Consider the following 19,844-nt stretch of genomic DNA (forward strand, 5'->3'; position numbering starts at 1 on the left):
ATTTTAATCATGCAGGAATTAGAAAATGTAGTTAAAATAAAGGATGCAGAAGTTAGATATGATAAAAAAGTTGTATTAAGAAATATTAATATGGATATAAAAAGGGGAGAGATAGTTGGACTTTTAGGACCTTCTGGTTCAGGAAAGACCACTATTGTAAAATCTATTATTGGAATGAAAGAATTATCTAAAGGATTTATTGAAGTACTTGGTGAAAAAATGCCGTCCCTTGGTGTAACTTCAAAAATAGGATATATGGCACAAAGTGATGCATTGTATGATGATTTAAGTGCAATTGACAATATACTGTTTTTTGGAGAACTCTACAATATTAAAAAAAGTATTATAAGAAAAAGAGCTGAGGGTGTTTTAAAACTTGTTAACTTGGAAGAGCAGTATAAGAATGCAGTTAAAAACTTTTCAGGTGGAATGAAGAGAAGATTATCACTGGCTATAGCACTAGTGCACAGACCTAGATTGCTCATTTTAGATGAGCCTACAGTTGGCATAGATCCTGTTCTTAGGAAAAAATTCTGGGATGAATTTTATAAAATAAGACGGGATGATGGAACTATAATTATAACTACACATGTAATGGATGAAGCATATAAGTGTGATAGACTTTTTTTGATTAGAAATGGAATTGTAATAGCAGAAGGAAGTCCAGATAAAATAATAAAAAGTTCTGGTGGAAAAACTATTGAAGATGCCTTTCTATACTTTAGTTCTTTAAAGGAAGAGGTGTAGCTATATGAATACTTTTTCTGTAGCAAAAAGAGTTACAAAACAAATTTTAGGAGATAGACGATCGCTTGCATTATTATTTGTGGCGCCAATATTTGTCTTGTATTTGCTAAGTATAATGTTAAATTCAGGTATAGATAAGCCAAATTTGGAAGGAATAAATTTACCACAAACACTTATGGAATCACTTAAAAATGAGACAAATATAGTGGAAGTTCAAGATGAAAATAAGGCCCTTGACAGAGTAAAAAATAATGTTATAGATGGACTAGTTAAATTTGAAAATGATAAAATTATAGTGACTGTTGAAGGAAGTGACATGGCAGCTTCAAATTCAGTTAAAAAAGCAGTTTCAAAAGCTTTTAATGAATATATGCATACTAGTATTGCATCAAATCCAATGCTAAAGCAGCTGGGTTTTAGAATGATTGATAGTGAGTATAACTATATAAATGGTTCTGAGAATATGACAACTTTTGATACGGTTGCTCCTCTGATGATGGGATTTTTTATATTCTTTTTTGTATTTCTCATGGCAGGGGTATCTTTCTTAAGGGAAAGAATTAGCGGTACATTGGATAGACTTATGGCAACACCTATTAAGAGAATAGAAATTGTGTTAGGATATTTTTTAGGGTTTGGTATATTTGTTATGTTTCAAACTCTAGTAATTCAGCTGTTTATGGTATATGGTCTTGGCATTACAATAAAAGGAAGTCCAATTTTAGTTTTACTTGTAAATGTGCTGCTGGCAGCAGGATCATTGACTCTTGGAACTTTACTTTCTGCATTTGCTAAAAATGAATTTCAATTATTTCAATTTATTCCCATAGTCATAGTACCTCAAATATTGTTTTGTGGATTATTTCCCCTTAGAGAAACGCCAATATGGGTAAATGTACTTTCTAAAATCTTTCCACTAACTTATGGTGCAGATGCCCTAAAGGGAATTGTGCTTAGAGGGTATGGACTTTCAAAAGCTTATATGGATATCTTAATACTTTTTGGTTATGCACTATTGTTTATAGTATTAAATTCATTGGCACTAAAAAAATACAGACGGTTATGAAGAAATATCTTTACTTAAATTTATTATATTAGCATCAGGTACATAGTCTTCTATTATTTTTCTTGCAATATTAAACCAGCTTAAACAGCTGTCAAGAACTATGGAGTCACTTGTTACAATTCTGCCCATTTTGGAGAGAAGAGGGTCTGCATTTGGGATTAATTCTATTTCAACTGGAATATCCCATTTAATTGAATGTTCAAGTATAAAATTTTTAAGTCTGCCTGAGTTTGAAACTCCAGAATCAAGAAAAAATTTAACCTTTGGTATACCTAAAGTAGTAAATTCTTGGCCAATTAAATTTAAGGCTAGGTGGGTTTTATCTACAATACTATAAGTTCCCCTAAGTCCAGCTATATCCCTTATGGTACTATCACTGCATAATATTAATATTCCTTTTGAGAGGGCAACTTCTAAGGTTATTATAAGGTTAAATCCGTCTATGTATATGCAGTCCTCAGATATGCATGAAAAAGGCAGACATTTTGATTTCCTTTTTTCGCAGCTTAGTTTAGAAGAGGTTGAACGCTGAAGAGCATTTCTCTGTCTTAGTGAAAACTGGTAATGGTTACCTACCATCTCTATAATTGAATGCATTTTATAACCTCTATCAAGTAACCAGGATACTTCTACCTGTGCTTTTTGAAGTTTCAAAACGGATTCTTTTGAAAACCATCTATTGTCACTGGGATCACTTCCTCTGTTAACTATTCTCAAATTATAGTTCATTTTTACAACCTCCTTTTTGAGACTAATCTTCATAAAATCTTCATAAAATTAATAGATAATTCTTAAAAAATACCTTGTAAAATTAAATTGAAAGTTAAGAATTACAGATAATTTATTTATGTGTATAAATTAAAATTTAATTCAAAGTTTTATATGCATTGAGTACAGGAGGATCATAATGGAAGATATACAAATGAGCAGATATTACAGAAATATGACACTTGCAGCAATGTTAATTAGCATATTGTGGGTTGCTTTAATAAATACCCAGCCCTTTTCAGATTTTGCATATTACAATCAGATTGCAAATCAAGTTGCAAGTGATGGTCAATGGGGAGATACTTATACCTCTGTTGGGTATTCTATTGTTCTTGGATTTATATATAAAGTATTTGGAAACAGCTTAGTCTCAGCAAAAGTTTCTAATTTAGTTTTGACATTTTTAAATTATGGAATGCTTTATATTATACTACAAAAAGTAAATTTAAATGAGAAAAGACGTAAAATTATTTATGGGTTATTTGTATTTTTCCCAAGTAATATTTTCTATAACAGTGTTCTGGCAACGGAAATATTATTTACCACTGTATTACTTCTTATAACACTAATATATTTTTATGATATTAAATACAAATATGTAATAATTGGTGTTTTAACAGCTGCTGATGCTATGGTAAAACCATTTTTTATGGTGTTCTTTTTTGCTATATTCATATTGGAGATATGTTTAAGGATGAAATTTAAAGATGTTTTAAAACATACAGCTGTGGTACTCATAGTTAGCTGCGTTTCTATATCTCCATGGATATATAGAAATACTAAGTTAATTGGTGAGTTTACATCTATATCAAACAATCCTGGAATAGTACTTTATATAAATAACAATTCTCAAAATAAATCTGGTGTTTGGATGGATGCTAAAAATGTTGAAAATTCTATTGTAAGTACTAAAGAATATATAAATGCAAATGCTACAGAAAAAAATAAAATGCTGTCTAAAGCAGCTAAAAAGTGGATATTAAGTCATCCATTATCCTTTGTAAAGTTAGGTTTTATAAGGCTATTTAAGACTTATCTTGATGGAGGTGATTTATTTTACAGTTTAAATGGAACAAATTTAAATTTGTTCTTTAAAATATTATTTGCAGTTTATACTTATATAGCAAGGTATGTAATATTTACTCCTGCAATAATTTTAATGCTTTTGTACAGTGTAAAAGTAATTAGAAATTTGATTAAAAAAAGAGAAATTGATTCATACTCTCTATATAATTTAATTTGCTTTTACATGTTTTCTTGTGTTTACTTTATAACAGAGGGACAGCCGCGTTATTCATTTCCATCTATATTTATAGCTGTTTATTTTTTCTCATATTTAATAGAGAAAATAAGTATACCACTTGTTAAAAAAAGCAAAAGTTTAGGAAAATAAAGTGGTGTATAATAAAAATATCTTATACAATATTAAGAGGAGATATTTTTTATGGATAGTACTATACTAGTAGTTGATGATGATAAGGATATTTTAGATATAATAGAAATTTATCTAAAAAATGATGGATTTAATGTTATCACTGCGGAAGACGGATTGATAGCAATGGACAAGCTTAAAGAAAATAATATAGATTTAATAATACTCGATATAATGATGCCTAATCTTGATGGTATACATGCATGTCTTGAAATTAGAAAAAAAGAAAAAATACCTATAATAATGCTTTCAGCTAAAGATGATTCAAGCAGCAAGATATTAGGATTAAATGTTGGAGCAGATGATTATGTTACTAAGCCATTCAATCCACTAGAACTAGTTGCTAGAGTCAAATCACAAATTAGAAGGTATTCTGAATTCAATGTAGAAAGACCAAAAAGTAAAGAAGAAATTCTTATAAATGATATGGTAATAAACACTGCATCTAGAGAAGTATTTATTGGAGAAAAGTTAATAGAACTTACACCAATTGAATTTTCAATCTTGGAAGTACTTGCAAATAACAGAGGAAGGGTTTTAAGCACGGAAAGTATTTATGAAAGTGTTTGGAAAGAACCTTTTTACAATGCCAAAAACACAGTTGCAGTACATATAAGAAATATAAGAGAAAAGATAGAGATAAATTCAAAGGACCCCAAATACATAAAAGTTGTTTGGGGTGTAGGTTATAAAATTGATAAATAAGATAAAGAAGTTTGCATTTAAGAGCATATCAAGGGAATTTTTGATTATAAATATACTTAGCTTTGTCATACTTATAATTGGTATAAGCGGTGCCCTTAGTGTTATAATGCAGGATGCAAATAACCCTCAAAATATTGTAAACGCATCAAATGACATTTATGTTCAGGTAAATAGGTATGTGCAATCTACAAATACTGAAGTTCAAAGTTATATAAATAATTTGGCTGATGAGAACAATGTAAATATAGCTATTACTGATATCAAAGGCCGCATAATTTTTAAATCAAGTGAAGTAGAAGTCAAGTATATTGATCTGGATAATATAAAAAATATTATACTTAATACCACTCCAAGGGATGGAGATGTAGTATATCAGGTGTATAATATAAATATATCAGGTAATAAATACATACTTGTTACATGGAAAAGCACAGGTATGTATCATAATATTTTTAGATATACGTCAATGATACTAATTCCAATAATTATTTCACTTGGAATTGTATATTTGGTTTCATATAGAAAAACCAGGTATATAAAGTACATCTGTAAGGGAATAGTGAAAATCTCCCATGAGGATTTAAATTATAAGTTGGATAAAAAAGGTATAGATGAGCTCGGAACTTTGGCAGATGAGATAAATAACATGTCACTTAATTTAAATAATATGATAAATCGTGAAAAGTCTGTCCAAAACTTTAAAGATGAGCTTATAACCAACATATCACATGATTTGAGGACACCTCTTACCTCATTAATGGGGTATTTGTATTTGATAAATGATAAGAATGTTTCTATAGAAGATAAGGAAGTATACAGCAAAAAATCTATGGAGAGAGCGGAAAAGCTAAAAGTTTTAATAGAGAACTTATTTGAATACTCAAAACTGGAAAGTGGAGCAATAAATCTTGAAATACATAATGTAAATATAATTGAAATTGTAGAACAAATCATAGGGGAACTTTCTATAATTGCAAGCAGGTATCAAATAAGTTTTGTAAAAAAATATAGCATTACAAAGTTGAACTTAAATATTGACCCATATCTCATCAGCAGGGTATTTCAAAATATTTTATCGAATGCTATAAAGTATAGTGTAAAAAGTAGTGAAGTTTATATAGATATTGTCAATAATGTAAATGATACTATAATTAGTTTTCAAAACTTATCAAGTAGAGAGTTGTCCACTGAAGATATGAATAAAATATTTGACAGATTCTATATGGGGGATAAGTCTAGAAACTCTCATAAAAACAACTCTGGATTGGGGCTTGCTATAGTTAAAAATATTATGGATTTGCATGGTGGAGAAGTTTGGGCCGAAGGTAATGATAATATTTTTAAAATTTATATTAAGTTAAAAAATAATTCATCTAAACTTACTGTTGGCAGTGGCACCTATGGTATAAATGAGCAAAAAAAGACAGGATTTACATGAAAGGTTAATATATAATATAGGAAAAGGTTTAAGGAGGTAGGTATTCTAAAATGAATTACAATGCTTGTATTAGGAAGTCTATTGAGTATATAGAGCATAATTTAAACAATAAAATAGAACTTGAAGATATTGCTCACAAAGTCTTCCTGTCAAAATATCATTTTCATAGAATTTTTCATTCTGTTGTTGGAGAACCTGTAGCTGAATATATAAGAAGGAGAAGGCTTAAAGAGGCTGCAAATGAGCTTTTAAATACAGACAATAAAATTGTAGATATAGCATTAAAGTATCAGTTTAGTTCTCAGGAATCTTTTACAAAGGCCTTCAAAAAACTTTATGGAATGCCTCCAAGAGAATTCAGAAGAAATAGAACTGCAAGTAGTATTTCTATGGCAGCTTAATATTTATACGATGCCAAGAACTTTATTTATTAAGACAATATTTTTATGAGGTGATTTGAATAATGAGTTATGTACCAGTAGTAATTGATCATACAAATGCAGGAGAACGTTCTTACGATATATTTTCAAGGCTTTTAAAAGATAGGATAGTAATGTTAAATGGTCAGGTAACAGATGAAGCTGCAAGTTCAATTGTGGCACAGCTTTTATTTTTGGAATCAGACAATCCTGACAGTGATATCAATTTTTATATAAATAGTCCAGGAGGATCTATTACGGCGGGAATGGCAATATATGATACGATGCAGTATATAAAATCAGATGTATCCACAATATGTGTTGGTATGGCTGCTAGCATGGGTTCATTTTTGCTTGCAGCAGGGGCAAAAGGAAAGAGATTTGCTCTGCCAAACAGTGAAATTTTAATACATCAACCTTCTGTATACGGTGGAATGCAGGGTCAGGCCACAGATATAGAAATTCACACAAAATGGCTTTTAGGAATAAAGAAGAAGATGAATAGATTATACAGTGAAATGACAGGTAAACCTATTGAAAAGATAGAAAAGGATGTTGAGAGAGATTATTTTATGTCAGCTAAAGAAGCTTTAGATTATGGATTAGTGGATAAAATCCTTTCAAAATAATTTTTTAAACAGCAGCTGCATAATGAAGGAAACTTCATTATGCAGCTGCTGTTTTTTATTTGGACATATATTTATGTTATATATATGTCCAAATAAAATATACCTTGACAGGTGAGGTATACTTTTATATAATGTAACTAAATTATTAAAGTAATTTAGTTTACAATTTAATATGCTGTAAGGAGTGAGTAGATGTCTATAACTTCAGATGTTATAAGGGGGCATACAGAAACCATAATTTTGGCGCACTTAGTTGGAAAGGACAGTTATGGTTATGAAATCAATAAATTTATAAAGGAAAAGACGGATAATAAGTATGAACTTAAAGAAGCAACTCTTTATTCTGCTTTTAGAAGGCTGGAAAAAGCTTCTCTTATAACTTCTTATTGGGGAGATCAAAATACAGGAGCAAGAAGGAGATATTATTCTATAACAGAATTGGGAAAAGAAGTACTAAAGCAAAATAGGTTAGATTGGAATGAATCGAAGGAATTAATAGATAAGTTAATTAATGGAGGTAATTAAAATGCATGAAAGATTGAGAAAGAGTGTAGAAGAATTATTTGAAAATGCACCTAAAACTCATAGAGCAACAGAGCTTAAAGAAGAGCTTTTAGCTAATCTTATAGATAAATATGATGATTTGGTGTCTTCAGGAAAAGGTGAAGAAGAAGCTTTTAAAATAGCTATTTCAAGTATAGGTGATGTAGATGAACTCTTAGAAGGGTTAAAAGATAAAAATATGTTTGATTATGATGAGGAGCAAAAATATCGCAGGAAAAATGCACTTGTATTGTCTGTGTCCGTGGGATTATATATTATGAGTGTAGTGATATTGATATTATTAAATCAAGTCTTTATGGTAAATGATGTTGTATCAGTAAGTATTATGCTTACAATAGATGCTGTTGCAACATGTCTTATAGTTTATAATCATGCTTCAAAGCCTAAATATGTAAAAGGAGATGATACTATTGTGGAAGAATTCAAACAGTGGAAATCTTCTAATGACAGCCAAATGGAAATTATTAAATCAATTAAATCTATAGCATGGCTAATTATAGTTGCCCTATATTTTATATTAAGTTTTGTTTTTGATGCTTGGGGATATTCCTGGATTATATTTATAATAGGTGCTGCTGTAGAAAAAATTATAACTTTGAGCTTTAAGTTGAAGGAGTAGGAATATGAATAGAAATAGAAGCTTAATAAAAGTACTAATTGTAATGTGGGCTGTCATTGCAGCAGCAGGCCTATCTTTCTTATTATATGGATTTTCTCACGGAGAGGGTTTTCCAATATTTGAATATGGAAATAAAATAGCAGGTGCTAGGTATGCTGTACAGAAAAGTGAAAGCACATCCGTAAATAACTGTAGTAAGATAAGCTTGGGATTTTCTAGAGGAGATGTAATTGTACAGACAACAGATGAATTAAACTTAAAAGTTGTACAAAGTGCATCTAGAAAGTTAAAGGATGGAGAAAAGTTTGCAATAGAAAAGCAGGGAAATAGCATTGAAATTAAAAGGAAAGATGAAAATAAAGTTTTTCACAATAAATTTATTAATATATTCGATGGATTCAATGGGAATGAGAAAATAGAATTGTATGTACCTAAAAGTTATGCTAAAGATTTAGATATAAGTACAACTTCAGGAGATATCTTATTTAACTCTGATATGAAATTGAATGATATAAATTGTATACAAAGTTCTGGAGACTTTAAGATGAACGGGAGTATTACTGGAAATAATGTTGGTATAAAAACAATTTCAGGAGATATAGATATAGCTAGCCTGGATTCTAAATATTACAATATACAAGTTTCATCAGGAGATATATCTGTAAAGTCTATTTCGGGTTCGGGAAATGCTAAAGCTGTATCAGGTGATATAAAAATGAATTACAAGTCCATTGATGAGTATGCTAAGGCAAATTCTACTTCTGGAGATGTGAAGATGGTACTCCCTCAAAATTTGAGTTTTAAATTTGAAGGAAAGTGTACTTCTGGAGATATAAAGGGAGATTTTCCATTAACCTATGAAAATAATAGAAAAAGCAAGGCATCTGCACAAGTAGGAAATGGCCCATATAAGACAATAAATGTAGGTACAGTATCGGGTGATATAGATATTTCAAGCAAGTGATGAATATGAAGAATAAAGAAAAAGGATCAAATAAAATGTTGGAGGTGGAAGAGTTTGGACATTAGTGACTTCACAAAATTTGCAAATATGTTTGAATATAATATATATATTTGTGCAATTGGATTTATGTTTCTATGTGAATTTATAATATGGATATTTGCTTCAAGCGGAAATAAAAAAAATAGGAAAAAATCTGATAGAGGTTCAATTTGGTTAATAATTTTAGGATATTGGCTAAGTATTTATGTAAGCTATTATTTCACAGGTTCAGAAGTAAGTGAATTTATAAGAAAACTTACATTTCCACACATATTTTATTATATGGGCATTTTCTTAATAATAGCAGGTACGGTAATTAGGGCTTATTCCGTGTGGACATTAAAAAAAGCATTTACATTATCAGTACAAACAACATCTGACCAACATTTAATACAAAAAGGGTTTTATCGATATGTAAGAAATCCTGCTTATACAGGAAGTATACTAAGTCTTTTAGGGATAGCATTTTCATTGAGGAATATATTGGCACCTATAGTTGTTTTGGCCATTTGTGTATTATGTTATGGGATTAGAATAAAAGTTGAAGAAAAGGCATTAAAGGAACAATTTAAAAAAGAATTTGAAGTTTACTGTAAGCATACGTATTGTTTATTTCCATTTGTGTGGTAAGATATGAGGACTTGATTAGTTTACAAAAATTATTTTGCAAACTAATCAAGTCCTCTAAGTGTATTATCAGTACAGGTAACTTTTTAGTATTAGAATGAGTAGATGCTTTGAATAAATTTGAAACATTTATTTACTTAGTATATTAAAATAAATAGGAAGAGATTCACTTTCCGTATTTAATTTTTCAATTAATACAGGATTATTAATTGATTCATAAATTAGTTTAATTGTCTTGGAAAGATCAGCGTCCTCTACTCCTAAAACAATATTGGATTCACAAGATGGCTGCATAATTATCTTTATTTTGATATTTTGGTTAGATAAATTTTCAAAAATTTTATGGATAATTTGCCTAAATTTATTTATATTTCTTATAATTATTCCAACTAAAGATATATTGTGATTTATAGTTATAGAACCTGGGTTAAGCTGAGTTTCTATCTTACTAATAAAAGAATTTTCACATTTACGTAATTGGGAATCTGGTACAATTAATGATACAGAATCTGAATTAAAAGACAAATGTTCTACAGAAATATTATCAGCGTTTATAATTGAAAATAGGTTATTCAAACCATCATTTATTAAATTGAGTTTTTCCAATCTTACTATTGAAAAATTTCCTTTGCCTGATATTCCAGCAATAGTGTCTTTACAATCTTCATCAGGTAAATTATCAGATATAAAAGTACCAATGTCGTTTGGATTATTCGTGTTTCTTATATTTATTGGAATTTTACTTTCTTCAACGGGAATAATTGAGTCTTCATTTAGAACATTTGCTCCCATATGAGAAAGATTTTTTATTTCTTTATATGTCATATTTCTTATATTTTTAGGGTCTTTTACAATGTTTGGATTTGCCATTAACACGCCGGATACATCAGTCCAGTTTTCATATATAGAGGCATTCATAACACTTGATATTATGGAACCTGTTATGTCTGATCCTCCTCTTGGAAAAGTTTTAATTGATCCATCTTTGTTTGAACCATAAAAACCGGGTATTACAGCTTTTTCTACATGGGAAAGTTTGTTTAAAATTAACATTTTAGTAGCTTCTTTGTCTAATTGGCCATTTTGTTTAAATGAGATTATATCTGAAGGATCTATAAACGTAAAATTGATAAACTTTGAAAAAATTAAACCATTTAGATATTCTCCACGGCTTAAAATATAGTCCTTAGAGGCACCGCTAAAAAAATCATTTTTTATATCATATAAGAATTTTTTTATATTTAAATCTAATTTTAAATTATTACATATAGAAACATATTTTCCTTCGATTATATTGAAATAATTTTCAAATAGATTTTTATTATCAACACTACAATAGCATTTATATAGAAGATCTGTGACTTTATAATCTTTTTCAAAAGTTTTTCCTGGAGCGGAAACTACGATATATCGTCTCCTTTTATCTTGCAAAACGATTTCCTTTACTTTTTTAAATTGTTTATCATTAGCTAGTGAGCTTCCTCCAAATTTAGCAACTATTAATTTATTCATTTTTAAGGTCTCCTATGAATTATAATTTATTGAATCAGATTTCCTAATTGTAACTTTATATTTATTATAGTTTAGAATTTTACACTTTTTATTGCTTTTAATGCTGGAAATATTGCTAAAAATGCTTTTGCATAAAGTACTATAATATTTTATGCAATTTAAAGGTAGAAGGTATCTGTAATATGTCCCAAAGTGGTTTTATATTAGTAAAAATGATATAATCATATAAAAATTGAAGACAATATCTATTTAACTAAAAATACAATAATTATTGGTTTTAAGAATTACTAAATATGAAATCAACTTTAAGGGGGTAAAGGTATGATTTCCATTGATATTATGTTATTTATCGATAATGATAATATTCTAAGACATGTGAAATTTGGAGATTTAACGAGAACAGATAAGAGAATATATATTTTAAAAAAATATATAGGAAATGAAATCACTAGTTTTTTAGATGTAGATTTGAAAATAGATAGTGGTTATATAAAATGGGGGGAGCTATTTCTTAGATATTTTAAAACCGAGAATTTTACAGGTAAAGGATACATTTTATACATAACTCAGGCAGAAAGTGATGAAGATCTGTATAGGGCGGCTTTTGACTGCTTATCAGAAGGAATGCAGATATATGATAAAAATGCACATCTTGTATTTTGTAATAAATTTAATGAGAAAATTGAAAAGATGGATAGAAGAAATATAATTGGGAAGCATTTATTGGATATTTATAGTTTGGAGGAAGATTATAGTACAATTTTGAATACAATGAAAAAGGGAGAAGCTATAGTAGATAGGTGTGATAATTTTAAGAATAATAAAGGTGAGATAATTTCAACAATGAATTCAGGCTATCCTTTATTTTTAGGAAATAATTTAATCGGAGCTGTTGGGTTAGTACAAGATGTGTCAGTTTTTCAAAAGTATAGGCAGAAGGCTGCAATTTTTAAGAATTTTACAAACACTAAAAAAAGTAATGAATATTTAAAATCTCCAAAGAAGTACTATGCATTAAAATATTATAATTTTGATGATATAATTGGAAAAGATGAAAATTTTCTTGAAGCAATTAATTTAGCATGTAATGTTGCTGAAAGAGATTGTTCTGTACTTATATATGGGGAGACTGGTACTGGCAAGGAATTGTTTGCACAGAGTATTCACTCTGCAAGTAAAAGAAAATATAAAGAATTCATTGCAGTAAATTGTGCTGCTATTCCTGAAAATTTAGTAGAGGGTATATTGTTTGGTACGGAAAAGGGAGCTTTTACTGGAAGTTGTGATAAGAAGGGACTATTTGAACAGGCTGAGGGTGGTACATTATTTTTAGATGAAATTAATTCAATGAGTCTTCAAATGCAGTCTAAACTTCTTAGGGTTTTGCAGGAGAAAAGTTTTAGAAGAGTGGGAGGGAGCAAAGATATTGAAAGTAATGTAAGAATTATTTCATCTACCAATGAAAAACCATTTTCATTGATTAAAAATGGCAAGATGAGGAGTGATTTATATTATAGAATAAGTACAATAACCATTAACATTCCTCCACTTAGGGAGAGAAAAAAAGATATTGAACTACTGGCACAATTATTTATGAAAAAATTATGCCGTAATTATTCAAAAAATATAAATGTAATGTCGGAGGAAGTTATCAAAGCATTTAAAGAATATGATTGGCCGGGAAATGTAAGGGAGTTGCAGCATTGTATTGAATATATATTTAACACCATAACTGAAAATACTATATACATGAGTGATTTACCCCAATATATGAAAAAGAAAGCTAGCAGGGACTGCAAAAAAGGTTTGCAGCATAAAACACTGGAACAGATACTTAATGAATATGAGAGAGAAGTAATAAAGACTGCTCTTAGAAAAAATAAGAATAATGTTACAAATACAGCGAAATGCCTGGGAATGAAGAGACAAAGCCTACAATATAGAATGAAAAAATATGGATTATAGATGCAGAATGATTTTGCACTTTTGCAAAATTATTTTGCATCTTTTTTTTATTTTAGAATATTAAAATGCAATAAGCCAGAATAAAACCTGATATTTTCAGCATTTTTAATATATTCACGCAATATTGAAGTTGGCATGACTTTTGCTATAAATTATTTTATTAATTAGATACAAAATATAAAATAAGGTAGGTGTTGGATTATGTTATTATCCAGCTTTGACAATGTAGTTATCATTTTATGCTCAATTCTACTAATTTTTATTGGTTGGTATTTTTCAAGAGCAGTAAAAGATATGGAAAGTTTTTATCTAGGTAATAGGAGTCTTCCATGGTCTCTTACTGTTGGAGCACTGGTTGCAACTTGGTATGGTGGGGTTGGAACAATTGGGACAGTTGAATATTCAGCAATGTATGGATTATCTGTTTGGGTTATTTGGTGTGTTACCTCCCATTTAGGACGTATGCCATTAGCACTTTGGGTAGGACCCAAAATACATATTAGAACAGACATTACAGTTCCGGATTTACTGGAGAGTGCATATGGTAAGGGGGTTGCAGTTCTTGGTGCTATATTAATGCTTACATATTGTACTCAAATAGGTCAGTTAACGTCATTTGGATTTATAGGAAAGGTTGCCTGGGGAATTAATAATTTTACAGCAGGTATAGTATGTATTGTAATGGTTATTGTAATTGCAGTTTTAGGTGGACTTATGGGAGTTGCAGTTACTGATATGTTAATGTTTTGGTGTATGTGTTTTGGACTTACAATGGTGCTTCCTGGGCAATGGGACAGTATTGGTGGATGGGCTGGACTTCAGCATGCATTATCTAAAACTCCAGCATTAATGGATCCGTTAGGTGGACTTACGCCTATGAAAGCTTTAATGCTCTGTGTACTTTCATTTGGAGTTTATGCAGATCCAACATTTTACCAAAGATTTTCTGCATCAGATTCACCAAAATCAGGAAGGCGTGCGCTTCTATCATGCTTTGTTTTGTGGGTTTGTTTTGATATTGTATTAACTCTTACAGGACTCATTGTTAAGGTAAAATATCCGAACATGGTACCTGGAGAAGGATATATAAAACTTGTATTAGGAAGTTTACCTCAAGGAGTAAGGGCATTATTCATAATTGGCCTTGCAGGTTCAATAATTTCTGCATTAGATGGATATTATCTTTCAGGTGGAGCAACTCTTGCAAATGATATATACGGAAGGATTAAAGGAAATGTTACGCAGGACAAACTGGTTCTACTTACAAGGATAGGTATAATAGTAGAATCACTAGCAGCATTATCAATTGCATTTAAATTTACTACAGCACAAGATGCATTTATATTTGTAAGCAGTATTTGGATGGCAGCAGGATTTGTTCCAATAGTTGGTGGACTTGTTTGGAAAGGTAGGAAAACTGCATTAGGAGGTTATCTTGGAATACTTGTAGGGGGATTTTCATTTGCATATTTTAAGTTATTTCCTATTAAGGCTTTCAATGTGGAAGCACTTGTTGTTGCACTGCCATTGTCTTTAATAGCATGGATTTTAGGCAATAAGTTTGGCAGATCTATTCCTGAAAAAGTAGCTAAGGAGGTAGTATAATGTCAAAGAAAAATGATAAACTTGAAATTTCCTGGTTTGGAATTGATGGGTTTCTTGTATTGCTTTATTTTATAGTAGTAGGGGTAATTTATTATGCAATTTCAGCTCATAATGACTTTATAGTGGGAAGGTTAATTCCCTATGGGATTATGATTGCTGTAACTTTAATTTTTATAAATTACCTTGGAATAATATTTAAATTTTCTAGAAAGTCTAAAGACAGTAAGAAAAAATAAATTTTTATTAGGAGTAAATATTATGGATATAAAATCATTCCCTATTAAAGTTGAAAAACAAGAAGCAGAGAAAAGAGCTCAAGCTATGGGAGGAGTTTTATGGAAAGTTATATTTTTAAATAAAAAGCTTTCTGAGGTTAGAAAACATTTTGTTGAATTTAAACTTGTGACCCTTGAAATTATCCATAAACCAACAGTTATTGAAAGAATGGTATCAAAAAAAGCAAATGAAAAAAAACAAACAATTACTTTGCTTGCCAATGGATCAACAGGATCTGTTTCATGGGTAGATAGTATGCCTGACATAATTGAATTAAAGGAAGTTGATAGTAATTCTATTCAACTATCTGATAAAGACGATGATTATCTTATATTAAAAGCAAGAAAGCTTGCATTAAAAGTTGTGCACAGGCATGTTGGAGGAATACCGGAATTTAAAGTTTTAAAAATAGAAAGTGTTTTTAGACCATATTGGATTGCTCTTTATGGTGATGTGGCAGAAGGCAATAAGGTTCGATATATGCCTATTGCAGCTGATGGATGTGGATCGCATAGGAGCATGTAACTAAGATGAAGAGGTGATACTGTTGGAATATGAAGATAAGAAAAACTGTGTTCAATATGCAAAAAAGTTAAAGCAGGTAGTTATAGGATGTAAAGATATTACTCTTGAGGAGTTTATAGCAATATCAAGATATAAGGCAACAGTTATATTATCAGATGCTTTTAGAAAAAGAGTTACTAAATCGAGAGGATTGGTAGAGAAATTTTTAAAGGAGAAAAGAGTTATATATGGGTTAACTACAGGATTTGGTGATAACTGTGATAAGATTATTGAGCCTGAAGATGCAATTATTCTTCAGAAAAATATCTTAAGATCCCATGCTTGCTCAATAGGAGAAGCATTAGAAGAGGAGTGTGTTAGAGCAATTCTATTAATGATGACTTTGAATATGGGACAAGGATATTCAGGAGTAAAATTTGATACTATTGAAACTATAGTTAGTGTTCTAAATAGTAATATAGTTCCATTTGCACCCTGTCACGGATCAGTAGGATATCTTTCAGTAGAAGCACATATCAGCTTAGTTCTTATAGGTGAAGGTAAGGCTTTTTATAATGGTAAACTAATAGATGGTTATGAGGCATTACAATTGGAAGGGATAAAACCAGTTGAATTAGGTTGTAAGGAAGGACTTGCTTTGGTTTCCGGAACTACTTCGGTTACTGCCCTAGCTGCATTGGCAATATACGATGGAATAAAGGCTGCAAAAACTGCAGATATTATCGGAGCAATAAGTCTTGAGGCTTTAAGGGGAACTACAAGAGCATTTGACCCTAGGCTGCAGTCTGTAAGACCCCATGAGGAACAGAACATGACAGCTAGAAATATTCTAAGGATACTTGAAGACAGTGAAATTGCCATAAAATATAAAGATTATAGACTTCAGGATGCGCTTTCTTTAAGATGTATACCTCAGCTTCATGGAGCAGCTAAAAAAACTTTAAAAGATGCTGCAAAAACAATAATTATTGAAATGAATTCCTGCTGTGATAATCCTGTTATATATCCAATTAAAGATGATGGCGTTGCACTTATGGGGTGTAATGCAGATGGATCATATGTTGGAATTGAAGCAGATTCTTCATGCATTGCTATGACGAGTATTGCCAAAATGTCGGAAAGAAGAATAGATAGGCTTGTAAATCATCATATCAGTGAACTGCCGGCATTTTTAATTGAGAAGACTGGACTTAATAACGGTTTTATGATTCCACAATATACGGCTGCAGGACTTTTAGGGGAAATGCGTATATTGTCAACACCAGCAAGTATTGATAACACTCCAACATGTGCAAATCAAGAGGATTATGTGAGCATGGGTTATAATGCTTCAAGGAAGGCGTATAAGTGTGTAGGATTATTGGAAAACATATTATCTATTGAGTTATTAAATGCACTTCAAGCTGTTGAGTTCCTAAAACCATTGAAGATGTCTACGGCAACAAAATCGGTGTATGATTTAATTAGAAAAATTGTTCCTAAGATAGAAGATGATGAGCATTTATATCCTTATATTGAGTATATAAATAATCAAATACATGAAGGCAATATTTTAGAAGAAGTTGAAGATGTAATAGGTGTTTTAGAAATTTAAAATATAGACTATATTTTAATTGTTTTTAGGGTATGAAAGTGATCAGTAAACTTTCATGCCCTTATTATATTATAAGAAAAATGTTATAATTCAAAAAGAGATTTATATTAAAAAAAACATAATGGAAAGGTAAAAGTAATTTCAAAACTTTTTGTAGGAGAAATTTAATGGAAAAAAACTTTAAAGCTATGGTAACTATTTTTATAGGATATTTTTTATTGTCACTGTTTTCTAATACATTATCACCTTTTATAACAACTATAAAAAGTACATATAATGTGTCATCATATGTCATTGCATTTATACCATCAGTAGTATACTGTGCCGCACTTATAACAAATATTATAGGAGCAAAATTTATGCCGCGGTTGGGGATTAAAAATGGACTGTATCTGGGAATTGTATTTGAAATTTTTGCAAGTCTTATAATTGTATTTTCCCAATCATTTTATGTTATTTTAACTGGATATTTTATGGCAGGATTGGCAACTGGGATGGCATGTTTGTACTTGAGCACAATGCTTTCACTTCTTCCACAAAAGTATCAAAAATTTAGTTTTGCAAATGCATGCTTTGGATTAGGTGGAATTCTAATTTTGCCAATAGACAGGTTTATATTAAAGATGGGTATAAAATTTAATTACACATATATTATTCATATATTACTTATATCTTTTTATATTATTCTCGTGTTAAAAATGGATAGAAGGACATTTTATAAAAGTAATTCTAAATGTAATACTTCTTTTTCTATATTAAAAAATCCTATGATTTTGTTACTTTGCATTGCAGTATTTTTCTATGTTGGAGCGGAGATCTCAACTACAAATTGGACAGGAACTTTTCTTGAAAAATATTATGGAATTAGTAAAATTGAAGTACCAAATATACTTTTAAGTTTTTGGATACTGTTTACTATAGGAAGGAGTTTAGGAGATAAATTCTTAGAAAGAGTTGGACAACTTAGATTCCTTTCTATATCACCTTTAATATCAATTTTGGGAATTATTATTTTACTATTTGGAAAAAGTAAGATTCAAGCTTTAGCAGGATTTGCAATTATAGGAATATCAATATCAATTATGTATCCTGCACTTCAAGGATATATTGTGCAGCATGTTACTGAAAAAAATATACCTTCTGCATCTGCTGTTACTATGATTTTTAATAACTTGGGAGCTACATTTTTAACCTATATAATAGGTTTTGCAGGTGGTATAAAAATAACTTATGTATTTATAATACAAATATTGTTTTACATATACATAGCATTAATTTCTGTATACTATAGAATTTTTAAACCTGGTAAAGTTTAGGTTTTGAAAAAACATTGCATTTTAGATGATTTTTGCTATTATATTAATAGAGATAAAAACACAGTTTTGGTTGGTAGTCCAAAACCTGGCTTGTACGTTTAAGGCAGCAGTAACCTGCCCTCCTGGGGTTGTCCGTTCTCTAGATTTTTTATTTATTAAACAGGAGGAATAGAAAATGACAGATAATATTAAGTTAACAGTATTTTTTGAAGAGCCATTTTGGGTTGGTGTGTTTAAAAAATGGGATTCTGATACAGTATATCTTTCAAGAGTCGTATTTGGTGCTGAACCAAAAGATTATGAGGTATACGACTTTGTACTAAAGAATTTTAGTAATTTAAAGTTTAATAAACCACTAGATATCAATGATTATGATAAAAACATTGATAAAAAAATAAACCCTAAAAGACTTCAGAGAAAAATTAAAAAAGAGACTAAAGACAATGGTATAGGCACAAAGGCACAAATTGCCATGAAGCAGCAATATGAAGATTTTAAACTAAAAATAAAAAAGGTTTCAAGAGAAGAAAAGGAAGAAGAAAAAGAGAAAAAATTTAAATTAAGGCAGCAGAAAAAATTAATGAAGCACAGGGGACATTAACTAGCATTGCCTAGGCTTTAATGCATTTTGGAGGTTTTTAAAATTATTTTACTGCTACTGCTACTGATACTGATATAGTATCTAAAGAAAGGGTTTGATTTTTTAAAACCCTTTTTTTATAATAATAATGGAAAGCAAGCTTGACATTACAGAAAAACAGTAATATTCTAATATTACAAAGTCGCTTTCTATTGTGATTGGAGGCATTAATTTGAAAAACAGGCTTGAAGAAATTAGAAAACAACATGGTATCACACAAGAAGAGCTAGCACAAAAACTGGAAGTATCAAGACAAACAATTGGATCACTTGAAAATGGACGTTATAATCCATCTATATTGCTAGCTTTTAAGATTTCTAAATTTTTTAATGTGAGTATTGAAGAAATATTTATTTATGAGGAGAATTCACAAAATGAAAAATGAGCATGGATT

21 protein-coding genes are annotated in these 19,844 nt (G+C 29.9%); 19 read left to right on the top strand and 2 right to left on the bottom strand.

Annotation, left to right across the window (positions count from 1 at the left end; genetic code table 11):
* Positions 1-9: 9 nt before the first annotated feature.
* Together CLRAG_RS07540 and CLRAG_RS07545 are read left to right on the top strand one after the other, a co-directional pair.
* Complete coding sequence (locus tag CLRAG_RS07540) at positions 10-747, top strand: ABC transporter ATP-binding protein (protein ID WP_065077853.1); 738 nt, start codon at positions 10-12, stop codon at positions 745-747.
* Positions 748-751: 4 nt separating this feature from the next.
* Positions 752-1,813, top strand: a complete 1,062-nt coding sequence (locus tag CLRAG_RS07545; protein WP_065077854.1) for an ABC transporter permease — start codon at positions 752-754, stop codon at positions 1,811-1,813.
* Here CLRAG_RS07545 and CLRAG_RS07550 read toward each other — a convergent pair.
* Positions 1,808-2,542, bottom strand: a complete 735-nt coding sequence (locus CLRAG_RS07550; protein ID WP_065077855.1) for a DUF434 domain-containing protein — start codon at positions 2,540-2,542, stop codon at positions 1,808-1,810. The genes CLRAG_RS07545 and CLRAG_RS07550 overlap by 6 nt on opposite strands.
* 178 nt (positions 2,543-2,720) lie before the next feature.
* Here CLRAG_RS07550 and CLRAG_RS07555 point away from each other — a divergent pair, with 178 nt between their 5' ends.
* From CLRAG_RS07555 to CLRAG_RS07595, 9 genes are all read left to right on the top strand, one after another.
* Entirely contained in the window at positions 2,721-3,974 is a 1,254-nt protein-coding gene (locus CLRAG_RS07555; RefSeq protein ID WP_065077856.1) for a hypothetical protein, read from the top strand.
* Between the two features lie 51 nt (positions 3,975-4,025).
* On the top strand, positions 4,026-4,718 hold the full coding sequence (locus CLRAG_RS07560; protein ID WP_065077857.1) for a response regulator transcription factor: 693 nt from the start codon (positions 4,026-4,028) through the stop codon (positions 4,716-4,718).
* Positions 4,708-6,156 (top strand): sensor histidine kinase, encoded by a 1,449-nt coding sequence (locus CLRAG_RS07565; RefSeq protein ID WP_065077858.1) that lies wholly within the window; start codon positions 4,708-4,710, stop codon positions 6,154-6,156. Before CLRAG_RS07560 ends, CLRAG_RS07565 begins: the two co-directional genes overlap by 11 nt.
* Before the next feature lie 50 nt (positions 6,157-6,206).
* The gene (locus tag CLRAG_RS07570) at positions 6,207-6,557 is read left to right on the top strand and encodes a helix-turn-helix transcriptional regulator (RefSeq protein WP_063554056.1); all 351 of its coding nucleotides are present in this window, start codon (positions 6,207-6,209) and stop codon (positions 6,555-6,557) included.
* A gap of 62 nt (positions 6,558-6,619) precedes the next feature.
* A complete protein-coding gene (gene clpP, locus CLRAG_RS07575; protein WP_065077859.1) occupies positions 6,620-7,204 on the top strand; it encodes an ATP-dependent Clp endopeptidase proteolytic subunit ClpP in 585 nt (194 codons plus the stop codon).
* 192 nt (positions 7,205-7,396) lie between these two features.
* A complete protein-coding gene (locus tag CLRAG_RS07580) occupies positions 7,397-7,729 on the top strand; it encodes a PadR family transcriptional regulator (protein ID WP_065077860.1) in 333 nt (110 codons plus the stop codon).
* A gap of 1 nt (position 7,730) precedes the next feature.
* Entirely contained in the window at positions 7,731-8,387 is a 657-nt protein-coding gene (locus CLRAG_RS07585) for a permease prefix domain 1-containing protein (protein ID WP_065077861.1), read from the top strand.
* A gap of 4 nt (positions 8,388-8,391) precedes the next feature.
* A complete protein-coding gene (locus CLRAG_RS07590; RefSeq protein WP_065077862.1) occupies positions 8,392-9,351 on the top strand; it encodes a DUF4097 domain-containing protein in 960 nt (319 codons plus the stop codon).
* Positions 9,352-9,405: 54 nt separating this feature from the next.
* Positions 9,406-10,020 carry a methyltransferase family protein gene (locus CLRAG_RS07595; protein ID WP_083985595.1) on the top strand — a complete coding sequence of 205 codons (615 nt, stop codon included), beginning with the start codon at positions 9,406-9,408 and terminating at the stop codon, positions 10,018-10,020.
* 126 nt (positions 10,021-10,146) lie between these two features.
* On the opposite strand, the gene CLRAG_RS07600 is transcribed toward CLRAG_RS07595, so the two are convergent.
* Positions 10,147-11,529 (bottom strand): aspartate kinase, encoded by a 1,383-nt coding sequence (locus CLRAG_RS07600; protein ID WP_065077863.1) that lies wholly within the window; start codon positions 11,527-11,529, stop codon positions 10,147-10,149.
* Between the two features lie 321 nt (positions 11,530-11,850).
* Between CLRAG_RS07600 and CLRAG_RS07605 the strand changes: the two genes are divergently transcribed.
* The 8 genes from CLRAG_RS07605 to CLRAG_RS07640 all read left to right on the top strand — a co-directional run bounded on the left by CLRAG_RS07605 (position 11,851) and on the right by CLRAG_RS07640 (position 19,835).
* A complete protein-coding gene (locus tag CLRAG_RS07605; protein ID WP_065077864.1) occupies positions 11,851-13,494 on the top strand; it encodes a sigma-54 interaction domain-containing protein in 1,644 nt (547 codons plus the stop codon).
* Between the two features lie 201 nt (positions 13,495-13,695).
* A complete protein-coding gene (locus CLRAG_RS07610) occupies positions 13,696-15,099 on the top strand; it encodes a sodium:solute symporter family protein (protein WP_065077865.1) in 1,404 nt (467 codons plus the stop codon).
* Positions 15,099-15,335, top strand: a complete 237-nt coding sequence (locus CLRAG_RS07615) for a hypothetical protein (RefSeq protein ID WP_065077866.1) — start codon at positions 15,099-15,101, stop codon at positions 15,333-15,335. Before CLRAG_RS07610 ends, CLRAG_RS07615 begins: the two co-directional genes overlap by 1 nt.
* A gap of 22 nt (positions 15,336-15,357) precedes the next feature.
* A complete protein-coding gene (locus CLRAG_RS07620) occupies positions 15,358-15,900 on the top strand; it encodes a hypothetical protein (protein WP_065077867.1) in 543 nt (180 codons plus the stop codon).
* A 13-nt stretch (positions 15,901-15,913) separates the two neighbouring features.
* A complete protein-coding gene (locus CLRAG_RS07625; RefSeq protein ID WP_338030854.1) occupies positions 15,914-17,494 on the top strand; it encodes an HAL/PAL/TAL family ammonia-lyase in 1,581 nt (526 codons plus the stop codon).
* A 167-nt stretch (positions 17,495-17,661) separates the two neighbouring features.
* Positions 17,662-18,810: an MFS transporter gene (locus tag CLRAG_RS07630; protein WP_065077869.1), complete on the top strand. Its 1,149-nt coding sequence runs from the start codon at positions 17,662-17,664 to the stop codon at positions 18,808-18,810.
* A 175-nt stretch (positions 18,811-18,985) separates the two neighbouring features.
* Positions 18,986-19,411, top strand: a complete 426-nt coding sequence (locus CLRAG_RS07635) for a YjdF family protein (RefSeq protein ID WP_065077870.1) — start codon at positions 18,986-18,988, stop codon at positions 19,409-19,411.
* A gap of 211 nt (positions 19,412-19,622) precedes the next feature.
* On the top strand, positions 19,623-19,835 hold the full coding sequence (locus CLRAG_RS07640) for a helix-turn-helix transcriptional regulator (protein WP_065077871.1): 213 nt from the start codon (positions 19,623-19,625) through the stop codon (positions 19,833-19,835).
* Positions 19,836-19,844: the final 9 nt, after the last annotated feature.

The sequence above is a fragment of the Clostridium ragsdalei P11 genome (genome assembly GCF_001675165.1).
GTDB lineage: Bacteria > Bacillota > Clostridia > Clostridiales > Clostridiaceae > Clostridium_B > Clostridium_B ragsdalei.